A 16,221-nucleotide genomic window follows, 5' to 3' on the forward strand; every position below is an offset into this window, starting at 1 on the left:
TATGATAAGGATCGGCATTACCGGAAAACTGTTTATGGCTATTTTCGCCACTTGCATGTTGGTATTGATAACCATGCACTGGGGCGTCAGGACCAGTTTTGAACGCGGTTTTATTGACTACATCAAGCAAAGTAATGAACAGCGGATCGCCATGCTGAGTCATGCGCTTGAAGCCGAATATCAGCACTACGGTAACTGGGATTTTCTGCGTAATAATGACCAAGTGATTTACCAGATCATGCGATCCTTTGAGCAAAACCAAAACAGTGAGAACAGACCCAGTATGCCGCCCCGTGGCTGGCGTGCCCAATTTTGGGTGGTTGATCAAGACAATAATCTGCTGGTCGGGCACACCGGGCATGTCCCCACAGAAGCTAGCCGCAGTGCCATAAAAGTCAATGATCAGGTCGTCGGCTGGGTGATTTCGACCCCATCGGAAAAACTGACCCGTAATGCAGATATCACCTTTGATCAACAACAGCGCCGCACCAGTTGGTTTATTGTTGGCCTCTCGACACTACTGGCGGCGGCCGTCACATGGGTGCTATCACGCGGCATGTTAGCCCCAGTAAAACGGCTGGTTGAAGGCACGCATCGGCTGGCCGCGGGGGATTTTAGCACCCGTGTTGCCGTCAGTAGCCGCGATGAACTGGGCCACCTGGCACAAGATTTTAACCAGTTAGCCAGTTCACTGGAAAAAAATGAACAAATGCGCCGTGATTTTATGGCCGATGTGTCCCATGAACTCCGCACGCCCCTGGCGGTGTTACGCGGAGAACTGGAAGCCTTACAAGACGGCCTGCGCCAACCCACCCCCGAGTCATTAAGTTCACTCCAAGCCGAGGTGGCGATTTTGACGAAACTGGTCAATGATCTGCACCAGTTATCACAGTCTGATCGCGGGGCGCTGGCTTACCGTAAAACCCAACTGGATGTGGTCCGGCTATTGCAAGTGGCGATTGCCAGCTTCCATGGCCGCTTCCAGAACAAAAATATGACCATCACCGCCCATCTGCCTGAACACGCTGTCATCTTTGGCGACCCTGACCGGCTCAATCAGCTATTTCACAATTTACTGGAAAATAGCCTGCGTTATACCAACGAGGGGGGGACATTAGAAATTATCGCGTTGATCCAAGAAGAGACACTCACACTGCACTGGCAAGACAGTAAACCGGGGGTCAGCGATGAACAGCTCGAGCGCCTTTTTGAACGTTTTTATCGTACGGAAAGTTCACGCAATCGCGCCAGTGGCGGCTCTGGGTTGGGGTTGGCGATTTGCCACAATATTGTTGATGCGCATAGTGGAAAAATCAGCGCTAAACATTCACCTTTGGGTGGCCTGCGGATTACGGTAGTATTCCCCCTATTTCATTCCATAGGGTAATCCATTGTAATGCACGAGCCGCTTCTGTCGGCCAGCCAGTCTGGCTCCGTATTGATCGTTGAAGATGAACCCAAACTTGGCCAGCTACTCGTCGATTACCTGCAAGCCGCGGGTTACCACACCCAGTGGCTGACCAACGGGGCCGAGGTTGTGGCGACGGTTCGCCAGACGCCACCCGCCATCATCTTGCTGGATCTCATGCTGCCCGGCAGTGATGGCATCACTCTATGCCGTGAAATCCGCCGCTTCTCTGATATTCCTATTGTCATGGTGACGGCAAAAACGGAAGAGATTGATCGGCTATTGGGGCTGGAGATTGGCGCTGATGACTATATCTGCAAGCCCTATAGCCCACGGGAAGTGGTCGCTCGAGTCAAAACCATTCTACGCCGCTGCTCTCAGCAACATCATCGACCTACCGATGACGCACCACTGCTGATCAATGAATCCCGTTTTCAAGCAAGTTACCAAGGGCATATGCTGGAATTAACCCCGGCAGAATTCCGTTTACTGAAAATATTAGCGTCCCAACCGGGACATGTTTTCAGCCGGGAACAACTGCTGAACAACCTTTACGACGATTACCGGGTAGTGACTGATCGCACCATTGATAGCCATATCAAAAATCTGCGGCGGAAACTGGAATTACTCGATGGTGAAAAACCGTTTATCCGCGCGGTATATGGCATGGGATATCGCTGGGAAGCAGAGATGTGCCGTTTGTTGTAATTCTGTTTTTGCCATGGATGCGCTATGTTGGCTGTGTTAGCTCGTTATGTTTGCGATGCACGGAGCACATGACCTGACTTCCGGTCAACCTTGACTACACTCATTAGAGGTATCACATGCAACAGGAGAAACACTATGGCCTTGGGTCACTATGAGATTAAGAAAGCAAAGAATGGGCAATATCATTTCAATCTGAAGGCCAGCAATGGCGAAATTATTCTCTCCAGTGAGATGTACGCCAGTAAAGCCTCAGCTGAAAATGGCATCGCATCAGTACAAAGTAACTCCCCGCAAAAAAGCCAGTACGAGCTTAAACACAACACAAAAAATGAGCCTTATTTCGTTCTGAAAGCGAAAAACCATCAAATTATTGGCGTCAGTGAATCCTACAGTTCCCCAACCGCCGCCAAGAATGGTATTGCCTCCGTTATGAAAAATGGCCTGTCTACGGTTATCAAAGATTTGACGCTGTAATATTTATTGATTAGGTGCCGTAATATTTACTGATTAGATAGAGTGACTACTACTTCTCCCTGCGCGGGGCCATTAACCGCGCATTTCATTTTTGCATAACTAGACTAATGAGTGACTGTGACTCCACAATAATCGTTTGAATTGATCTGGATCATTTAAACCTTACAAAAATTGTGCGAGGGCTGTTTTTCACTCTTGGCGAGGTTACAATCCTCAGCTTTTAGCCACCCCTGCGGGCGTGGTTCTGACTTGAACTCAGACTGAGAGCCACTAATATGTCCTCATCATTATTTACAACGGAAAGACCTTTTACACCGGAATTGTTATCCCCCGCCGGTACCCTAAAAAATATGCGATATGCTTTTGCTTATGGCGCTGATGCAGTCTATGCCGGCCAGCCACGCTATAGCTTGCGGGTCCGTAATAATGAATTCAATCATGAAAACCTGGCGTTAGGTATTCAGGAAGCCCATGCGCTCGGCAAGCGTTTTTACGTCGTCGTGAATATTGCCCCGCATAATTCCAAACTGAAAACCTTTCTGCGCGATTTAAAACCGGTGATTGAAATGGGGCCGGATGCGCTGATTATGTCCGATCCTGGGTTGATCATGATGGTGCGCGACGCTTTCCCACAGATGGATATTCACCTGTCAGTGCAAGCCAATGCCGTCAACTGGGCAACCGTCAAATTCTGGCAGCAAATGGGGCTAACCCGCGTGATACTCTCCCGAGAATTATCACTGGAAGAAATTGCTGAGATACGTGCTCAAGTACCAGAAATGGAGCTGGAAGTCTTTGTTCATGGTGCATTGTGTATGGCCTATTCCGGTCGTTGCCTGCTCTCTGGCTATATTAATAAACGCGATCCAAACCAAGGCACCTGTACCAATGCCTGCCGTTGGGAATATAACGTTCAAGAAGGGAAAGAAGATGATGTCGGTAATATCGTGCACATCCACCAGCCCATTGCAGTGAGAAATGTTGAACCGACGCTGGGTATCGGTGCACCGACTGACAAAGTCTTTATGATCGAAGAAGCACAACGTCCTGGCGAGTACATGACTGCCTCAGAAGATGAGCACGGCACTTACATCATGAACTCAAAAGACCTGCGCGCTATCCAGCATGTGGAACGCCTAACCCAATTGGGTGTCCATTCGCTAAAAATTGAGGGCCGGACAAAATCGTTCTACTACTGTGCCCGTACCGCACAGGTGTATCGCCGTGCTATCGACGATGCCGTTGCCGGTAAGCCTTTTGACCCAAGTTTGCTGACCACTCTGGAAGGATTAGCCCATCGGGGCTATACCGAGGGTTTTCTACGCCGCCACGTACATGAAGAGCAACAAACTTACGAATACGGTTATTCTGTTTCTGAGCGTCAGCAATTTGTCGGTGAATTCACTGGTATACGCCGCGAGGGTCTAGCTGAAGTGCTGGTTAAAAATAAATTCTCACGGGGTGATAGCGTAGAGTTGATGACCCCTAAGGGGAATATCCAATTCACCCTAGAGAGTATGCAGGATAAAAAAGGCCAACCCGCAGATATTGCACCGGGTAATGGGCATATCATGTATTTGCCAATTCCCGAGGAGATTGATGTGGAATATGGCTTACTGATACGTAACTTAAACGGGACAAATAGTCGCAATCCCCATGAAAAAATGTAACAGGAATCAATAAAATGAATGCCACAGATAAAGTGGCATTTTTTAGTAAATATTAGAAATAGATCACATCAATTATAATGGCAGTCGGATAGTATAGTCCGAGTACAATCAATAACTAAAAAAGTGTTAAAGTAATACTAGGAACCACCTCCTTGGCCAGCCCAATCTCCCTTGGGTTGGCCTTTTCTTTTCCCTCCTCACATCTAACTGATACATATCATCTTTATCCTTTCTCGTAATATTAGCTATTCCTGTTAGACGATTCTCTAATATTAAGAAAAATCTGTTTTAATGAATAATTTATTCCTAAAATAATAATTATCCCAACAGAGCAAATATCACATTACAGATGAATACCTATTTTATTGTGCTCCCTATTGGCAATAATTCCCTGTTATTCCCTGAATAATCCGATAGAAGAATTAAGCAGATATGCTTTACTGTAACGACTGTACCTAAAATTATGGGTGTTGTCGTAAGGCAGTAAGTAGAGGTAAGGCAGTAAGCAAAGGCAAGGTCCATGAATGAGCCAAGTAACAAGCGCAGCTAATTTTTCACCAAGAAAAACCTCCTCGATACAAGTACTGCCGCAGCGCCAAGAATTAATAGGCAATTATATCAATGAATTGGAGCATATATGCCACACACTCTTTTGATCCTCAACGGCAAAGAATCAGGCAACCCTGAGGTCCGCGAGGCGGTCAAAAACGTACGCGATGAAGGCTTAACGCTTCATGTCCGTGTCACCTGGGAGCACGGTGATGCAAAACGTTATGTTGAAGAAGCGGCCACCCTTGCTGTCAGTACCGTTATCGCAGGCGGCGGCGATGGCACCATTAATGAAGTGGCAACAGCGCTGATGAGCTTACCTGCGGATAAACGCCCTTGCTTGGGGATCCTACCGCTGGGAACCGCCAATGATTTTGCTACCGGCTGTAATATCCCTTTGCAAATAGAAAATGCACTGCAACTGGCGGTCAAAGGCCGGGCGGTGGCAATCGATCTGGCTCAAGTCAACGGTGAGCATTACTTTATCAATATGGCAACCGGGGGTTTTGGTACCCGAATTACCACCGAAACACCCGATAAACTCAAAGCGGCATTGGGCGGAGCCTCTTACTTTATCCATGGGTTGATGCGCCTTGATGCCTTAAAAGCAGATAGCTGCGAAATCCGTGGCCCTGACTTTCATTGGTCTGGGGATGCGCTGGTCATTGGCATCGGTAACGGTAAACAGGCCGGGGGCGGACAACCTCTTTGCCCCGATGCACTGATTAATGATGGCCTGATGCAATTACGCCTACTGACAGCAGAGGAGTTGCTTCCCGCCGTGCTAAGCACCCTGCTCAGTGGTGAGAAAAATAAGAATGTTATCGACGCCACGTTACCTTGGCTTGATATCACTGCGCCGAACGATATCACCTTCAATCTGGATGGTGAGCCACTGTCCGGCAGACATTTCCACATTGAAATCTTACCCCATGCGATTCAGTGCCGGCTACCACCGAATTGCCCGTTGTTAGGCTAAACGCCACTTAACCCAACACACTCAGTGCCATCTGGAGCACGGCGGACGAAGGGTGTGGAACACGATAGATGAATGATAAAACGTGTGAAATGCGGTAGATGAAAATGAAACAGAGTAGATAAAAAGCGGAGCACAGCGAGAACCCCCCTTGGCTTGCTCCGCCATTAGCTACTTGAGACATTAATTGACAATAAATCATCACTCAGGGAGTAATGACGTGCAAAACTCAACGCCAGTTAGGATCTTTCTCTAGCTGCGCGGTCAACATGGCCTGGATACTCTCACTGGGGCGACCCAGCCACTGATAAGTCGCAAATTTGCTTGGGTTATCCAATGCCTCGGGCTTGTCGGCCACGGCAACACGCAGGCCCCACACTTGTTTATTATCATGGCTAAACGCCACCCACATAAAGTTATTACTGCAATCGTGAGGCTTACAGAGACTCCCCACTTTATATTGCTGTGCGCCCCATGTGATGTTTTCATAAGGCCCTGACGTTCCCGCCCCTTTACGTGCCCATGCCGGCAAATTTTTCTGCCCTTTTACCATTTTTTGCCAACGGGCTTTATAGACAGGTTGTTGGAGAAGTTCGGCCATGGAGGGCGTTGAGGCTACCGGCTCAGGCACGGTAACCGCAGGGGATGAGACCACTGCTGCTGGCTGTGCAAAGGAGCCAGAGCTGATACTCAATAATATTCCCGCTAAAAGACAATGGAGGTTTTTTTGGCCTTTCATTATCGAATTCCTTTTTTATATGATTAGTCAACACGTCAGATAGTGATAAAGGGTTACTCTGTTCAGCGGACTTGAATGCGCCATGCGATGTCGCGTCGCCTTATATGACCATCAATTGCGATAAAAGTTGATCCATTGCACGAATTTCTCATTTCAATTTTAGTTACCCCTCAATCGGTATGACAACTTGAGTTAAGCTATGAACCAGATAATGTTCAGAAGGCCATACCATGTTACCCACTGAGTTACCCGAAGAGCCTGAAAAACTGTATTACTCCGCAGGGGAGGCCCACCCATTGGCCAAACTTGAGACGGATAAAATCCGCCAGATGGTGATTGATTTAGACGTTGCCAATTCTGATAGTGAGCATTATGTCACGGGTTGGATGGGGCTAAATAGCATCGTGGTGGTGCGTAATTATCAAAACAAACGCGGTACCGCGAACGGTTTTGTTATTAATAAAGGGGATCGCTACCGGCTGAGCATTCAGTCTATTGAATTTCGCATCCCCAAAATGGTGTTGTGGATGAGTTTTCGCCGCAAACCACGAACCATGGAATTGATCACCTACGAAGAACTGGGCGAAAAACCAAGCGGTATGCAGCAATATCGCAATATTCTTGATGAAGAGTTACTTGGGCCGTTAGATCAAGATTGGCTCGAACTGAATGACTATCTGGGCGCAGCCTGCTGGCAACTGGAGAACGGCACCCCTCTGTGGCAACAACTCCATCAACAAATTACCCCTGATGCTATTCGTCAGTTAGCCACCGCCCCTATTTTCCGTACCAAACATTTGCAGGCCGATGGTGAATATTCAGGCTTCTGGGCCGGGGAGTACTTCTTTGCCGTCAGGCAACCGGGCACTAAGCAAGCCGCCAAGAATCCATTACCCGCAGTGCAAATTTCCTGGCGGGAAAATGATAAAGATATCGGCAGCTATCAGTTCGATCTCATTGATGGTGAATCGGGCGAATCAAGGCTCTCGCTGTGTATTCGTCCGCGCAAAGGTGCAAACAGCTACCTGCTTAACCGTTTTGATGCCCACCATCTGCAACGTGCGATAGCCATGTTTACTCTGGCACAGCAGTATTTGTCGGGGCCAGCCGCTGGCGACAGCACGGCAACGCCAGAGCGTGCCAAGCAATAAACCCACCCTCAATTTTCATCATTTTCATTACCACCATTGATGAAAATGATGAACAGGCCCAACGCCCTGCCCCACCTCCAGGGTATCGGCCTGTTCCAGCGCACATTGCAAATAGTGTTTAGCTACCGCCACCGTTTCCCCCCAATGGCCGTATCGCGGGCGCAGTGCTGCCAATGCCGCCGATAGCGTACACCCCGTACCATGAGTATTCCGGGTAGCCACGCGTTGAGCCACAAAACGCTGCTCCCCCTCTGCGGTAAACAACCAGTCTGGGCTATCCTCGCCGGTTAAGTGCCCGCCTTTCATTAACACCCCCTGACAGCCTAAGGCTAATAGCGCCCGTCCCTGCTCACGCATTTGTTGTTCATTGCAGGCCGGTGGACACCCCAGTAACGCGGCGGCCTCTGGCAAATTCGGCGTAATTAATGCGACTTGCGGCAACAGCCACTGACGAACGGCCTCCACGGCGTCAGGTGCCAATAGCGGATCTCCACTTTTGGCCACCATCACCGTATCCAAAACCACGAACGGAATAGGATAACGGCGCAACTGCTCGGCGACCATTTCGACCACCGCAGTATTCGCCAGCATACCAATTTTGGCGCTGTCGATACGCACGTCACTGAGAACGGAATCCAACTGAGCGGCAACAAAATGAGGATCGATAGGATAAACCGACTGCACACCACGGGTGTTTTGTGCCACCAGCGCGGTAATGACACTGGTACCATAGGCCCGTAAAGCAGAGAATGTTTTCAGATCAGCCTGAATACCCGCCCCACCACTCGGGTCAGTACCGGCAATCGTCAGTGTATTAATACGCTTCATGAATACGTCTCCGTACTCATCATTGAGGGGGCTAATGGCGTAAATTCAGCCGCAGTGGCTGAAAAGAGAACGGCAGGTAGAACGTACATATTCCCTCCTAACCGGCGGTCAAGAAGGCGGAACCCTACGGTGCCGAGACTTCCCTACGCTGGCATAATCCAGATCAGGTAATACGGGTCATCTCTCAGCCTTACCACCGCATTGTGGCAGGCACCCCGAGTCAGAATGGTCATTATCACGGGCGGGCAGCAGAAGATCAATGATGTATTAATCACAACTATGATTCACCACGGATATTAGAGAGAGCCCCCTTCAGGAAAAGAGGCGATTGAACAGTTCTCACCCAAATGGTATTGGGGCCAAATAACGCCACAGGTTTGACACAATTGGCGACAATGGGACTACAAGCCTGTAGGAAAATTTTGAATATTCTATAAATGAAGTAAATACCCTTGTATTGAATCTGTATACATAGAAGACTATTTGACTGGTAAAAATGCTCATTTATAGTTATTCCCTCAGATCGGTTTAAAATAAACTCTCGGCCTGGTAAGGGGGGATTGGAAGCGGTTAACAGCATAAAAGGAATTTATTATGGCAGAAGCCACTAAGCCAGCCTTGCAGGCATTAAAATTTCCCTGCACTGTATTTAGAACCCAAAGACGTATGAATGATTACGCTGCCGATGATATGCGGTGCGGTGATTTAAGTGAAACACAGTTAAAAACAAATTTTAAGCTAGGAGATGTATCAACCAAGGCTAATCCGTACACTTTGACGAAAATAGCCCCATTCAATCAACGAAATGGGATGGATGAAAAAATTGAGAAGGTAACGCGACAGGAATGTGCCAAGATCCTTTTTGAGGAATTCCGCACTCTATCCCCGTCATTCTCTCTTTACGGCCCATATAAGCACCTGATCGGAAAAATGATCAACCATATGCAGAACGGCAACGGCTCACCGTTTCGGGATATGTCTTTAGATGCAGCATTGAAAGAGCAAATTCTGAGTGATAGCACCAAAAATAGTTCACTACAGCTTATCAAAGATACCTTGAATGAAAACATTGACTGGAAAAATAAGTTATATCCCGTAGAAAAGGAAAACAGGCTAAAAATAGGTATATCAAGAGGGAAATTACCAAAATTCGATAGATTGCAAGATAATTTTAATGGATTAGGTATCACGGTGCATGATACCTATGCAACGCATATCACCATAAAATCGCTACAGATTGATAAGCAGCGTTATCGTGCTATTGTTCACTACAATATTCAGGATCACTTTGGGTTGGATGACAAAGATATTATTAAATTTCGTAATTACCGTTTTTTCCGTCTCTGGTTTGTGCTCCAACGATATAATCAGTTTGGATATAAACCCTTTATGACTAATATGGAAGTAACCATTGAGATTGACGGTGGCCGTAATGATAATTAGAAATAAAAAATTTTCATTTCTCTCGTTGCTATCATTGCTGATCATATCTTCACTGATTTATTTTTTATGGATGGAATTCAAACCGGTTAAAATCATTGCAATTCACCAGCAAGATAATTTTAGCGATGTTTTAGTAAATAATTTCCCTATTACTGATAACGGAAAAATAGCTTGGTGGATGAAAAATAAAAACATGCTGTCAGACAAGTATAAAATACCAAAACCCGCATCCGATGGTTTTTTTACTATTACTTTCTGGGATTTCGGTGATGGCTATCAAGAGGAAGGTAAATATGACAGATTGTGCTTCGATGATATGAAAACCGCTGAGAATTGTATAGATAAAAATTCATTTCTTACAGTAAGAAACACACCTGACAATAGAGTATTTTTTATTGTTGACAATGGTAAATACTTACTTCAAGAGAATAATAAGGTGATTAAGGTAAGAGAGTAGCCTTATTTTTATCAGTGTTTACATATTACCGCGCGGTGCCATGGCGATTTGTTTCATAGATGATCCAGATCGCCACAGTATGCGCTTGCAGCACATCGCATTTTTCCACCATTTCTACCCTGCACATTTTCATCAGTGCAGTTGAAGATTTAGCCCACCACATTAACCACTAAAGGGCTGATATGTATAGGCTGGGCACATGGGTTACCGATCTGACCAGCCTACACAGATATCTCTCTTTATTGCAGCTGCGCATTCATATTTTTATCGATTAAAATTTCGACTCGGTTAAGGACATAGGCTGCCTGATGCCAAATATCCTCATAATCAACTGAGTTATAGCTATGTAGGAACTCCACCAACAACGCTTTGGTTTGTTCAAGTATTGAGCGACTCATCTGTTGACGGTTATCACGGTCAACAGAAATTTTCAGTGCATGAATTTTTTGCGCGAACAGATTTAAAACATCACCTGTGGTACTAACTGATAACTTCTTCGATATTTTAGTCAGTAGCCATGGAATATAATAGTGACTCAGGTTAGCGCTCTGAATTTTATCATCAGTTGAAAGCCAACTGGCCTTAAACTCTGGGCAATGCAACCCCTCGTCATCAACAGATCCACTCAGTTGACAAACCGCCTTTTCAACGTCAAATACATAACCTAATGCCGGGTTGCTGATAAATACAGCATCTTGTGGCCTACGCTCACTAAATCCCACCGCAACGCCAATATGAGTACTTGGTTTAGGCCCGGTTAATGTACCCCGAAAGTTGCTATATTGCGGTTTATCATTAACATAGAAATGTAGTACTTTATTTTCATCGCCATTGACTAAATAATAATATTCCCAGTCTGGCATAAAATGCCACTTTTTCGTATAAAAGTCATAGGCTACACCATTATCACAACCGTATTCAAATGTATTATTGCTATAGTTACTCTGGTGATAAGTAAAACTGACCGGTGAATGTTGACTAGTACTATCATTTAATAATGAAAGACATGCTGAACTAATTTTTTCATTGCCAGAATAAATCTTGTTATAAGCAATTATTATTTTCGTTTCAACATTGTAATAATAATACCTGCCATTATCCCTATCATCTAAATAAATATACATATCATCAGGTTTATCCAGATGATGCACAATTACCTTTCGCTGGCTCTCTTCATTCATCGCTTCGAGTGACTCTTTATATTGCAGAAAAGGCCTGACGGCATGCGCTTTCAATTCTTCAATTTTCTCATCATCAAACCAGAGTGTATTTTCATTGATTGCCAGTGTACCCTCATTATTTTGATGTAAAGCAACATAGAAACCGACATCATCTAAAGATAATGCCGCCCCGGAACCCCGATTAATGAGTACAACTTTATCTGCTATTTTTCTGGGAAACCAATTCTGCCCCGAATTATTAAAATCACAATAGGTGAATGCCACATCAAGACTCAGGCTATTACTTCGTCTATTCGTTGGGGATAAACAGTAGATATTACGGTCAAATCCCTGCCCAATGAAAGCAGTCATTATCTGCCCCGCATGGCTATAAAATATAGAAGCACTTTGCCCATCAGCATCAATATGTTGATGATATTTTTTCAACAGAATATTATGACCCTGAGTAGAATAATAATTATAACCAATATATCTTTCAGAAAAAACCTCAGAATTATAGCTAAGAACAACTCTTTTATTCTCGGGATATAAATTTTTTGGTAATACACGGTAAGAACTTATGTTATTTTTAAAACCATACTGTTCTAAATCAGCCAAGTTAGTGTCTTGATAAAGCGATATATATTCACCGGTAAAAGAGTAACCACTAAAAATATCGACCCGCATACTTAAAGGAACTCTAATAGATGAAATATTTTTATTCCATTTACTGTCTAGCCAATCATCTTCTGTGTAATACGACAAACAAACCTTATCACTCTCCTCTTTTTCAAGGTAGTTATCATTTAAATAAAAACAAGCATTATCCATATTAATATTAGCAAATGATGAAAATGAAAAAAATGTCAAACATGAAAATAGGTATCTGGTCTGATAATTAATATACATGCCCCCTCCGTTACTTTATTAATTAAAGCATTCACCCTCTAAACAATTTTAGTTACAGGCAAGCATAAAATGATAAAGGGTATATTATACAAATAAAAAATCGTCATTATTGACGACATTGATCTTTACACACTGATATTTTAATTAAAAGAACAAAATCAGAGGGAAGAACTTATTTTTTATTTAATATTACACTAAAAATATTCATATCTCCGCACCAGAACAAGATTAGTTGATAAACCTTTAACTACATCAAATCTCGACCAAAAAAATCGATATTTATAAACATACGACATTTTTTAATGCAATATTCATAGTTACCTCATAGCATGCTCCCCAAAAACGGATTTTTCATCCCTAAAAACTAGCATTTACTTCCAGCCAGCTGAATATTAAGGTTTATTGATCATATATTATAATATACACTGATATAAAATAGACTAAAGAGGGATCTGAGTGACATATAAAAAGTATAACTCCAGTTGGGAAGGCTACATGGGGGATGTTTTAAACGGTAATGTTGGCATTAACCAGCTAAAACCTCAACATGAGTATTTTGATGCTATAGGGCTAGGAAAGGTATTAAGTGAGAATACACAATACCATGCAGTTCTCACATTAGCAGAAGCCAAAAGTATTATTGAAGATATTAACCCTCCTCGGACACAAAGCCCAAGTAACGGAGAAGCACTGGCACGAGGATTTGAGATAGGAAATAAGGTTACTAATCCTGTGGCGCGGGTGTTTTCCGTTACCGATCCTATTTCTGCTTATGCCGGAAATATCTACGACTCACGGGGAGTCTATGATGTTATCCGAGAATTTAAGCGATTCAGCATCACCGCGACAGAGTATGTGGGCGAGAATGGGCGTAAGTATATTCACATTTCTGGCTATGCCGGCCTTAGGCGTATTATCACTGGAACCCGTTATGGTGCCAGCCACCCACAAATGCTATCAATGGGAATCGGCCAGCAAGGTCTCAGTTCCAATATTGTTAAAGGTCTAAAGTTCTGTATTCTCTTTTCTATTGGCTATCGAACGATTGAAGGTATCTTTAAAGATGAATATACCTTAGCGGAATTTATCGGCAATATAACGATGGATATGGCTAAAACAGCCATTGTCGCGGCAGTTTCTTTTATTGTAGGTGTACTCTTCACTGCGACAGTTCTTGCAGGTGGCAGTATTATTGTCGTTGCTGGGGTAGTTTTTGCCGTTGGCTTTGTAGCTACCGCTATCCTAGATCATTTCGATGAAAAGTATGGTATAAGTGAAAAATTAATCGCATTATTAACCAAAGAAATGAGAAAAAAACCAAGAACACAAGAAGCAAACTTTCAGTCTATTCTTAATGGATTAGGGCGACTTAAATGAATAATAGATTATTTAAAACATTAGGTGCAATCATAGCATTATTAATATTTACGCCAATGATATATTTAGTGAGCACTTACATCATTTCATTAATAAAAATGGAAGACATAATAAAATTCTCCGGACCTATTTTCATAGCTTTCCTATCATCCCCTATACTACTTTACTCTCTCGTAGGATCTGTTTGGTTTTTTATCTTTAATAAGTTACCTAAATTTAATAAATTTATTATTAAGTATTTATCCATACCAATGTTTTTATCATTTATCGTCAGCTTCCCTATTTCTTTATATGTTGATTACAAATTAAAAAGTAATGGTTATGTGGTATGTGACAGAATTTCATGGATGTCGCCGAATACTTATGTAAAAGACTTATCACTTTGTAGATAAATATAAAATATTCAACAGAAAAAGATAATTATAAATACAGTAAACTGGAACCGAGTAATTAAGATGAAAAATAGACCTTTCAACATTCTATTTGGAATGATAATATTTTCAATAGTTTTATTTATGATGCATTTGGTTTTTTTATGTATAATTTCATTAATTAGAATGGAAGATAAAATAACATTTTCAAGTTCTATTGTTATATGTTTAATTTCGTCTCCTCTATTATTTTATGCTACCGCAGGGTCTGTTTATATTTTTGTATTTAATAAAAAACCTAAATTTAACAAAATGATTGTAAAATACTTAACTATGCTAGCAATAGCATCATTCATCATTAGTTTTCCTGTATCTTTTTATGTTGATAATAAATTAAAAAATAATGGCTATGTGGTGTGTGACAGAATTTCATGGATGTCGCCGAATTTTTATGTAAGAGATTTATCACTTTGTAGATAAATATAAAATATTTAACAAGAAAATAATTTTAAATACAGTGAAGTGGATCAGGATGATTGAGATGAAAAATAGATTACTTAAAACATTAGGTGCAATAATAGTATTATTAATACTCACGCCAATGATGTGCTTAGTGAATATTTACATTATTGAATTAATAAAAATGGAAGATGAAATAACATTTTCTGCTTCTATTTTTATATCTTTCATTTCATCTCCTCTTGTTTTTTATGCTCTCGCGGGGTCCATTTATGTCTTTATCTTCAATAGAATGCCTAAATTTAAAGAAATAATTATTAAATACTTGGCTATGCTAATGATTGCATCATTTATCGTTAGTCTCCCCGTGTCTTTTTATGTTGATTACAAATTAAAAAGTAATGGTTATGTGGTATGTGACAGAATTTCATGGATGTCGCCGAATACTTATGTAAAAGACTTATCACTTTGTAAATAAGTATAAAATATTTAACAGAAAAAGATAATATTAAATATAGTAAATTGTAACCGGGAAATTGAGATGAAAAATAGACTTTTCAATGCACTACTTGGGGTTATATTATTATTAATTATCACCCCCATGATGTTATTAGTAGGAAGTTACGTTATTTCACTAATGCGAATGGAAGACGAAATAACATTCTCTAGTTCTATTTTCATATCTTTACTTTCATCTCCTCTCGTTTTTTATGCTCTCGCGGGCTCTACTTGTGAGTTTATATTTAATAGACTACCTAAATCTAGAAAAATAGTTATTAAATACTTAACCATGCTAGCAATAGCATCATTCATCATGAGCTTTCCTATTTCTTTATATGTTGATTACAAATTAAAAAGTAATGGTTATGTGGTATGTGACAGAATTTCATGGATGTCCCCTAACACTTATGTAAAAGATTTATCACTGTGTAAATAACAACTTTAAATATAAGGAATTGTATGGCTAACTTAATTTATGCAAGTATTGATGGCGAAAAACAAGGGTTGATATCGTCTGGCTGCTCAACGCTTGACTCTATTGGTAATCGATGTCAGTTGGGGCATGAGGATCAAATATATGTCTATGGGTTTGATCATAATATAGCCAGAGCACAAAATGTCGCGCATCAGCCAATCATAATAACCAAACCCATTGACAAATCATCGCCTTTGCTAGGGATGTCTATATCGAATAATGAAAAACTACAAATAGTATTATATATGTACAGGGTAAATTCATCGGGTTCCTTAGAGGTATTTTATACAATAAAGCTGAAAGATGCTTATATCTCAAATATTTCTCAACATTGCCCAAATGCGCTGACACATAATGATATTCAGCCCTATGAAATCATATCAATTTCGTACAAAAGCATTGATTGGGAGCACAATATTTCTGGGACATCTGGTTATAGCATATGGGATGAAAGAGTTTATTGATTTTTAAGTGACGGCTATAGGCATATACCCTATATCGTTAAAAACCATAAAAACAAAAAAACCGCCTAATATTTAAGGCGGTTTCAGACTGCTGGCAAACCC

General features: G+C 42.2%; 17 protein-coding genes and 1 riboswitch. Of the genes, 14 read left to right on the forward strand and 3 right to left on the reverse strand.

The window, feature by feature from the left end:
- Nucleotides 1–4 precede the first annotated feature (4 nt).
- From baeS to yegS, 5 genes are all read left to right on the forward strand, one after another.
- A complete protein-coding gene (gene baeS, locus AC971_RS13500) occupies nt 5–1,387 on the forward strand; it encodes an envelope stress sensor histidine kinase BaeS (protein ID WP_038402319.1) in 1,383 nt (460 codons plus the stop codon).
- Between the two features lie 9 nt (nt 1,388–1,396).
- Nucleotides 1,397–2,116 carry an envelope stress response regulator BaeR gene (baeR, locus tag AC971_RS13505; RefSeq protein ID WP_025380831.1) on the forward strand — a complete coding sequence of 240 codons (720 nt, stop codon included), beginning with the start codon at nt 1,397–1,399 and terminating at the stop codon, nt 2,114–2,116.
- A gap of 135 nt (nt 2,117–2,251) precedes the next feature.
- Nucleotides 2,252–2,590, forward strand: coding sequence for a YegP family protein (locus AC971_RS13510; protein WP_025380832.1), 339 nt, complete (start codon nt 2,252–2,254; stop codon nt 2,588–2,590).
- Between the two features lie 275 nt (nt 2,591–2,865).
- The gene (gene trhP, locus AC971_RS13515) at nt 2,866–4,260 is read left to right on the forward strand and encodes a prephenate-dependent tRNA uridine(34) hydroxylase TrhP (RefSeq protein ID WP_025380833.1); all 1,395 of its coding nucleotides are present in this window, start codon (nt 2,866–2,868) and stop codon (nt 4,258–4,260) included.
- 637 nt (nt 4,261–4,897) lie between these two features.
- Complete coding sequence (gene yegS / locus AC971_RS13520; RefSeq protein WP_025380834.1) at nt 4,898–5,788, forward strand: lipid kinase YegS; 891 nt, start codon at nt 4,898–4,900, stop codon at nt 5,786–5,788.
- A 226-nt stretch (nt 5,789–6,014) separates the two neighbouring features.
- Here yegS and AC971_RS13525 read toward each other — a convergent pair whose 3' ends face one another.
- Nucleotides 6,015–6,524, reverse strand: a complete 510-nt coding sequence (locus tag AC971_RS13525; RefSeq protein ID WP_025380835.1) for an inhibitor of vertebrate lysozyme family protein — start codon at nt 6,522–6,524, stop codon at nt 6,015–6,017.
- A gap of 230 nt (nt 6,525–6,754) precedes the next feature.
- Between AC971_RS13525 and AC971_RS13530 the strand changes: the two genes are divergently transcribed.
- A complete protein-coding gene (locus AC971_RS13530) occupies nt 6,755–7,675 on the forward strand; it encodes a hypothetical protein (protein WP_025380836.1) in 921 nt (306 codons plus the stop codon).
- A 27-nt stretch (nt 7,676–7,702) separates the two neighbouring features.
- On the opposite strand, the gene thiD is transcribed toward AC971_RS13530, so the two are convergent.
- On the reverse strand, nt 7,703–8,503 hold the full coding sequence (thiD, locus tag AC971_RS13535; RefSeq protein WP_012104816.1) for a bifunctional hydroxymethylpyrimidine kinase/phosphomethylpyrimidine kinase: 801 nt from the start codon (nt 8,501–8,503) through the stop codon (nt 7,703–7,705).
- A 123-nt stretch (nt 8,504–8,626) separates the two neighbouring features.
- A riboswitch (TPP riboswitch) is annotated at nt 8,627–8,731 on the reverse strand.
- A 366-nt stretch (nt 8,732–9,097) separates the two neighbouring features.
- Between thiD and AC971_RS13540 the strand changes: the two genes are divergently transcribed.
- Complete coding sequence (locus AC971_RS13540; protein ID WP_012104815.1) at nt 9,098–9,946, forward strand: YPO3983 family protein; 849 nt, start codon at nt 9,098–9,100, stop codon at nt 9,944–9,946.
- Nucleotides 9,927–10,403 (forward strand): DUF943 family protein, encoded by a 477-nt coding sequence (locus tag AC971_RS13545; protein WP_025380838.1) that lies wholly within the window; start codon nt 9,927–9,929, stop codon nt 10,401–10,403. Before AC971_RS13540 ends, AC971_RS13545 begins: the two co-directional genes overlap by 20 nt.
- Nucleotides 10,404–10,642: 239 nt before the next feature.
- Here the strand turns inward: AC971_RS13545 and AC971_RS13550 are convergent, their stop codons facing one another.
- The gene (locus AC971_RS13550; RefSeq protein ID WP_025380839.1) at nt 10,643–12,472 is read right to left on the reverse strand and encodes a hypothetical protein; all 1,830 of its coding nucleotides are present in this window, start codon (nt 12,470–12,472) and stop codon (nt 10,643–10,645) included.
- A gap of 741 nt (nt 12,473–13,213) precedes the next feature.
- Here AC971_RS13550 and AC971_RS13555 point away from each other — a divergent pair.
- The 6 genes from AC971_RS13555 (at nt 13,214) to AC971_RS13565 (ending at nt 16,119) form a co-directional block, all read left to right on the forward strand.
- Nucleotides 13,214–13,849 (forward strand): hypothetical protein, encoded by a 636-nt coding sequence (locus tag AC971_RS13555; RefSeq protein ID WP_025380840.1) that lies wholly within the window; start codon nt 13,214–13,216, stop codon nt 13,847–13,849.
- Nucleotides 13,846–14,241 carry a DUF1240 domain-containing protein gene (locus AC971_RS22090; RefSeq protein WP_002216980.1) on the forward strand — a complete coding sequence of 132 codons (396 nt, stop codon included), beginning with the start codon at nt 13,846–13,848 and terminating at the stop codon, nt 14,239–14,241. Before AC971_RS13555 ends, AC971_RS22090 begins: the two co-directional genes overlap by 4 nt.
- Nucleotides 14,242–14,304: 63 nt before the next feature.
- On the forward strand, nt 14,305–14,700 hold the full coding sequence (locus tag AC971_RS22095; protein ID WP_025380841.1) for a DUF1240 domain-containing protein: 396 nt from the start codon (nt 14,305–14,307) through the stop codon (nt 14,698–14,700).
- 61 nt (nt 14,701–14,761) lie between these two features.
- Nucleotides 14,762–15,157: a DUF1240 domain-containing protein gene (locus AC971_RS13560; RefSeq protein ID WP_025380842.1), complete on the forward strand. Its 396-nt coding sequence runs from the start codon at nt 14,762–14,764 to the stop codon at nt 15,155–15,157.
- A 63-nt stretch (nt 15,158–15,220) separates the two neighbouring features.
- Nucleotides 15,221–15,616 (forward strand): DUF1240 domain-containing protein, encoded by a 396-nt coding sequence (locus AC971_RS22100; protein WP_038401965.1) that lies wholly within the window; start codon nt 15,221–15,223, stop codon nt 15,614–15,616.
- Nucleotides 15,617–15,639: 23 nt separating this feature from the next.
- The gene (locus tag AC971_RS13565; RefSeq protein ID WP_011192795.1) at nt 15,640–16,119 is read left to right on the forward strand and encodes an Hcp family type VI secretion system effector; all 480 of its coding nucleotides are present in this window, start codon (nt 15,640–15,642) and stop codon (nt 16,117–16,119) included.
- Nucleotides 16,120–16,221 lie beyond the last annotated feature (102 nt).

Source organism: Yersinia similis (assembly GCF_001053095.1).
Lineage (GTDB): Bacteria > Pseudomonadota > Gammaproteobacteria > Enterobacterales > Enterobacteriaceae > Yersinia > Yersinia similis.

What these genes read in the sequence shown, in the direction of transcription:
- baeR (WP_025380831.1), top strand. Translation starts at nt 1,397, where the DNA reads ATGCACGAGCCGCTTCTGTCGGCCAGCCAGTCTGGCTCCGTATTGATC.
- AC971_RS13510 (WP_025380832.1), top strand. Translation starts at nt 2,252, where the DNA reads ATGGCCTTGGGTCACTATGAGATTAAGAAAGCAAAGAATGGGCAATAT.
- trhP (WP_025380833.1), top strand. Translation starts at nt 2,866, where the DNA reads ATGTCCTCATCATTATTTACAACGGAAAGACCTTTTACACCGGAATTG.
- yegS (WP_025380834.1), top strand. Translation starts at nt 4,898, where the DNA reads ATGCCACACACTCTTTTGATCCTCAACGGCAAAGAATCAGGCAACCCT.
- AC971_RS13525 (WP_025380835.1), bottom strand. Translation starts at nt 6,524, where the DNA reads ATGAAAGGCCAAAAAAACCTCCATTGTCTTTTAGCGGGAATATTATTG.
- AC971_RS13530 (WP_025380836.1), top strand. Translation starts at nt 6,755, where the DNA reads ATGTTACCCACTGAGTTACCCGAAGAGCCTGAAAAACTGTATTACTCC.
- thiD (WP_012104816.1), bottom strand. Translation starts at nt 8,503, where the DNA reads ATGAAGCGTATTAATACACTGACGATTGCCGGTACTGACCCGAGTGGT.
- AC971_RS13540 (WP_012104815.1), top strand. Translation starts at nt 9,098, where the DNA reads ATGGCAGAAGCCACTAAGCCAGCCTTGCAGGCATTAAAATTTCCCTGC.
- AC971_RS13550 (WP_025380839.1), bottom strand. Translation starts at nt 12,472, where the DNA reads ATGTATATTAATTATCAGACCAGATACCTATTTTCATGTTTGACATTT.
- AC971_RS22090 (WP_002216980.1), top strand. Translation starts at nt 13,846, where the DNA reads ATGAATAATAGATTATTTAAAACATTAGGTGCAATCATAGCATTATTA.
- AC971_RS22095 (WP_025380841.1), top strand. Translation starts at nt 14,305, where the DNA reads ATGAAAAATAGACCTTTCAACATTCTATTTGGAATGATAATATTTTCA.
- AC971_RS13560 (WP_025380842.1), top strand. Translation starts at nt 14,762, where the DNA reads ATGAAAAATAGATTACTTAAAACATTAGGTGCAATAATAGTATTATTA.
- AC971_RS22100 (WP_038401965.1), top strand. Translation starts at nt 15,221, where the DNA reads ATGAAAAATAGACTTTTCAATGCACTACTTGGGGTTATATTATTATTA.
- AC971_RS13565 (WP_011192795.1), top strand. Translation starts at nt 15,640, where the DNA reads ATGGCTAACTTAATTTATGCAAGTATTGATGGCGAAAAACAAGGGTTG.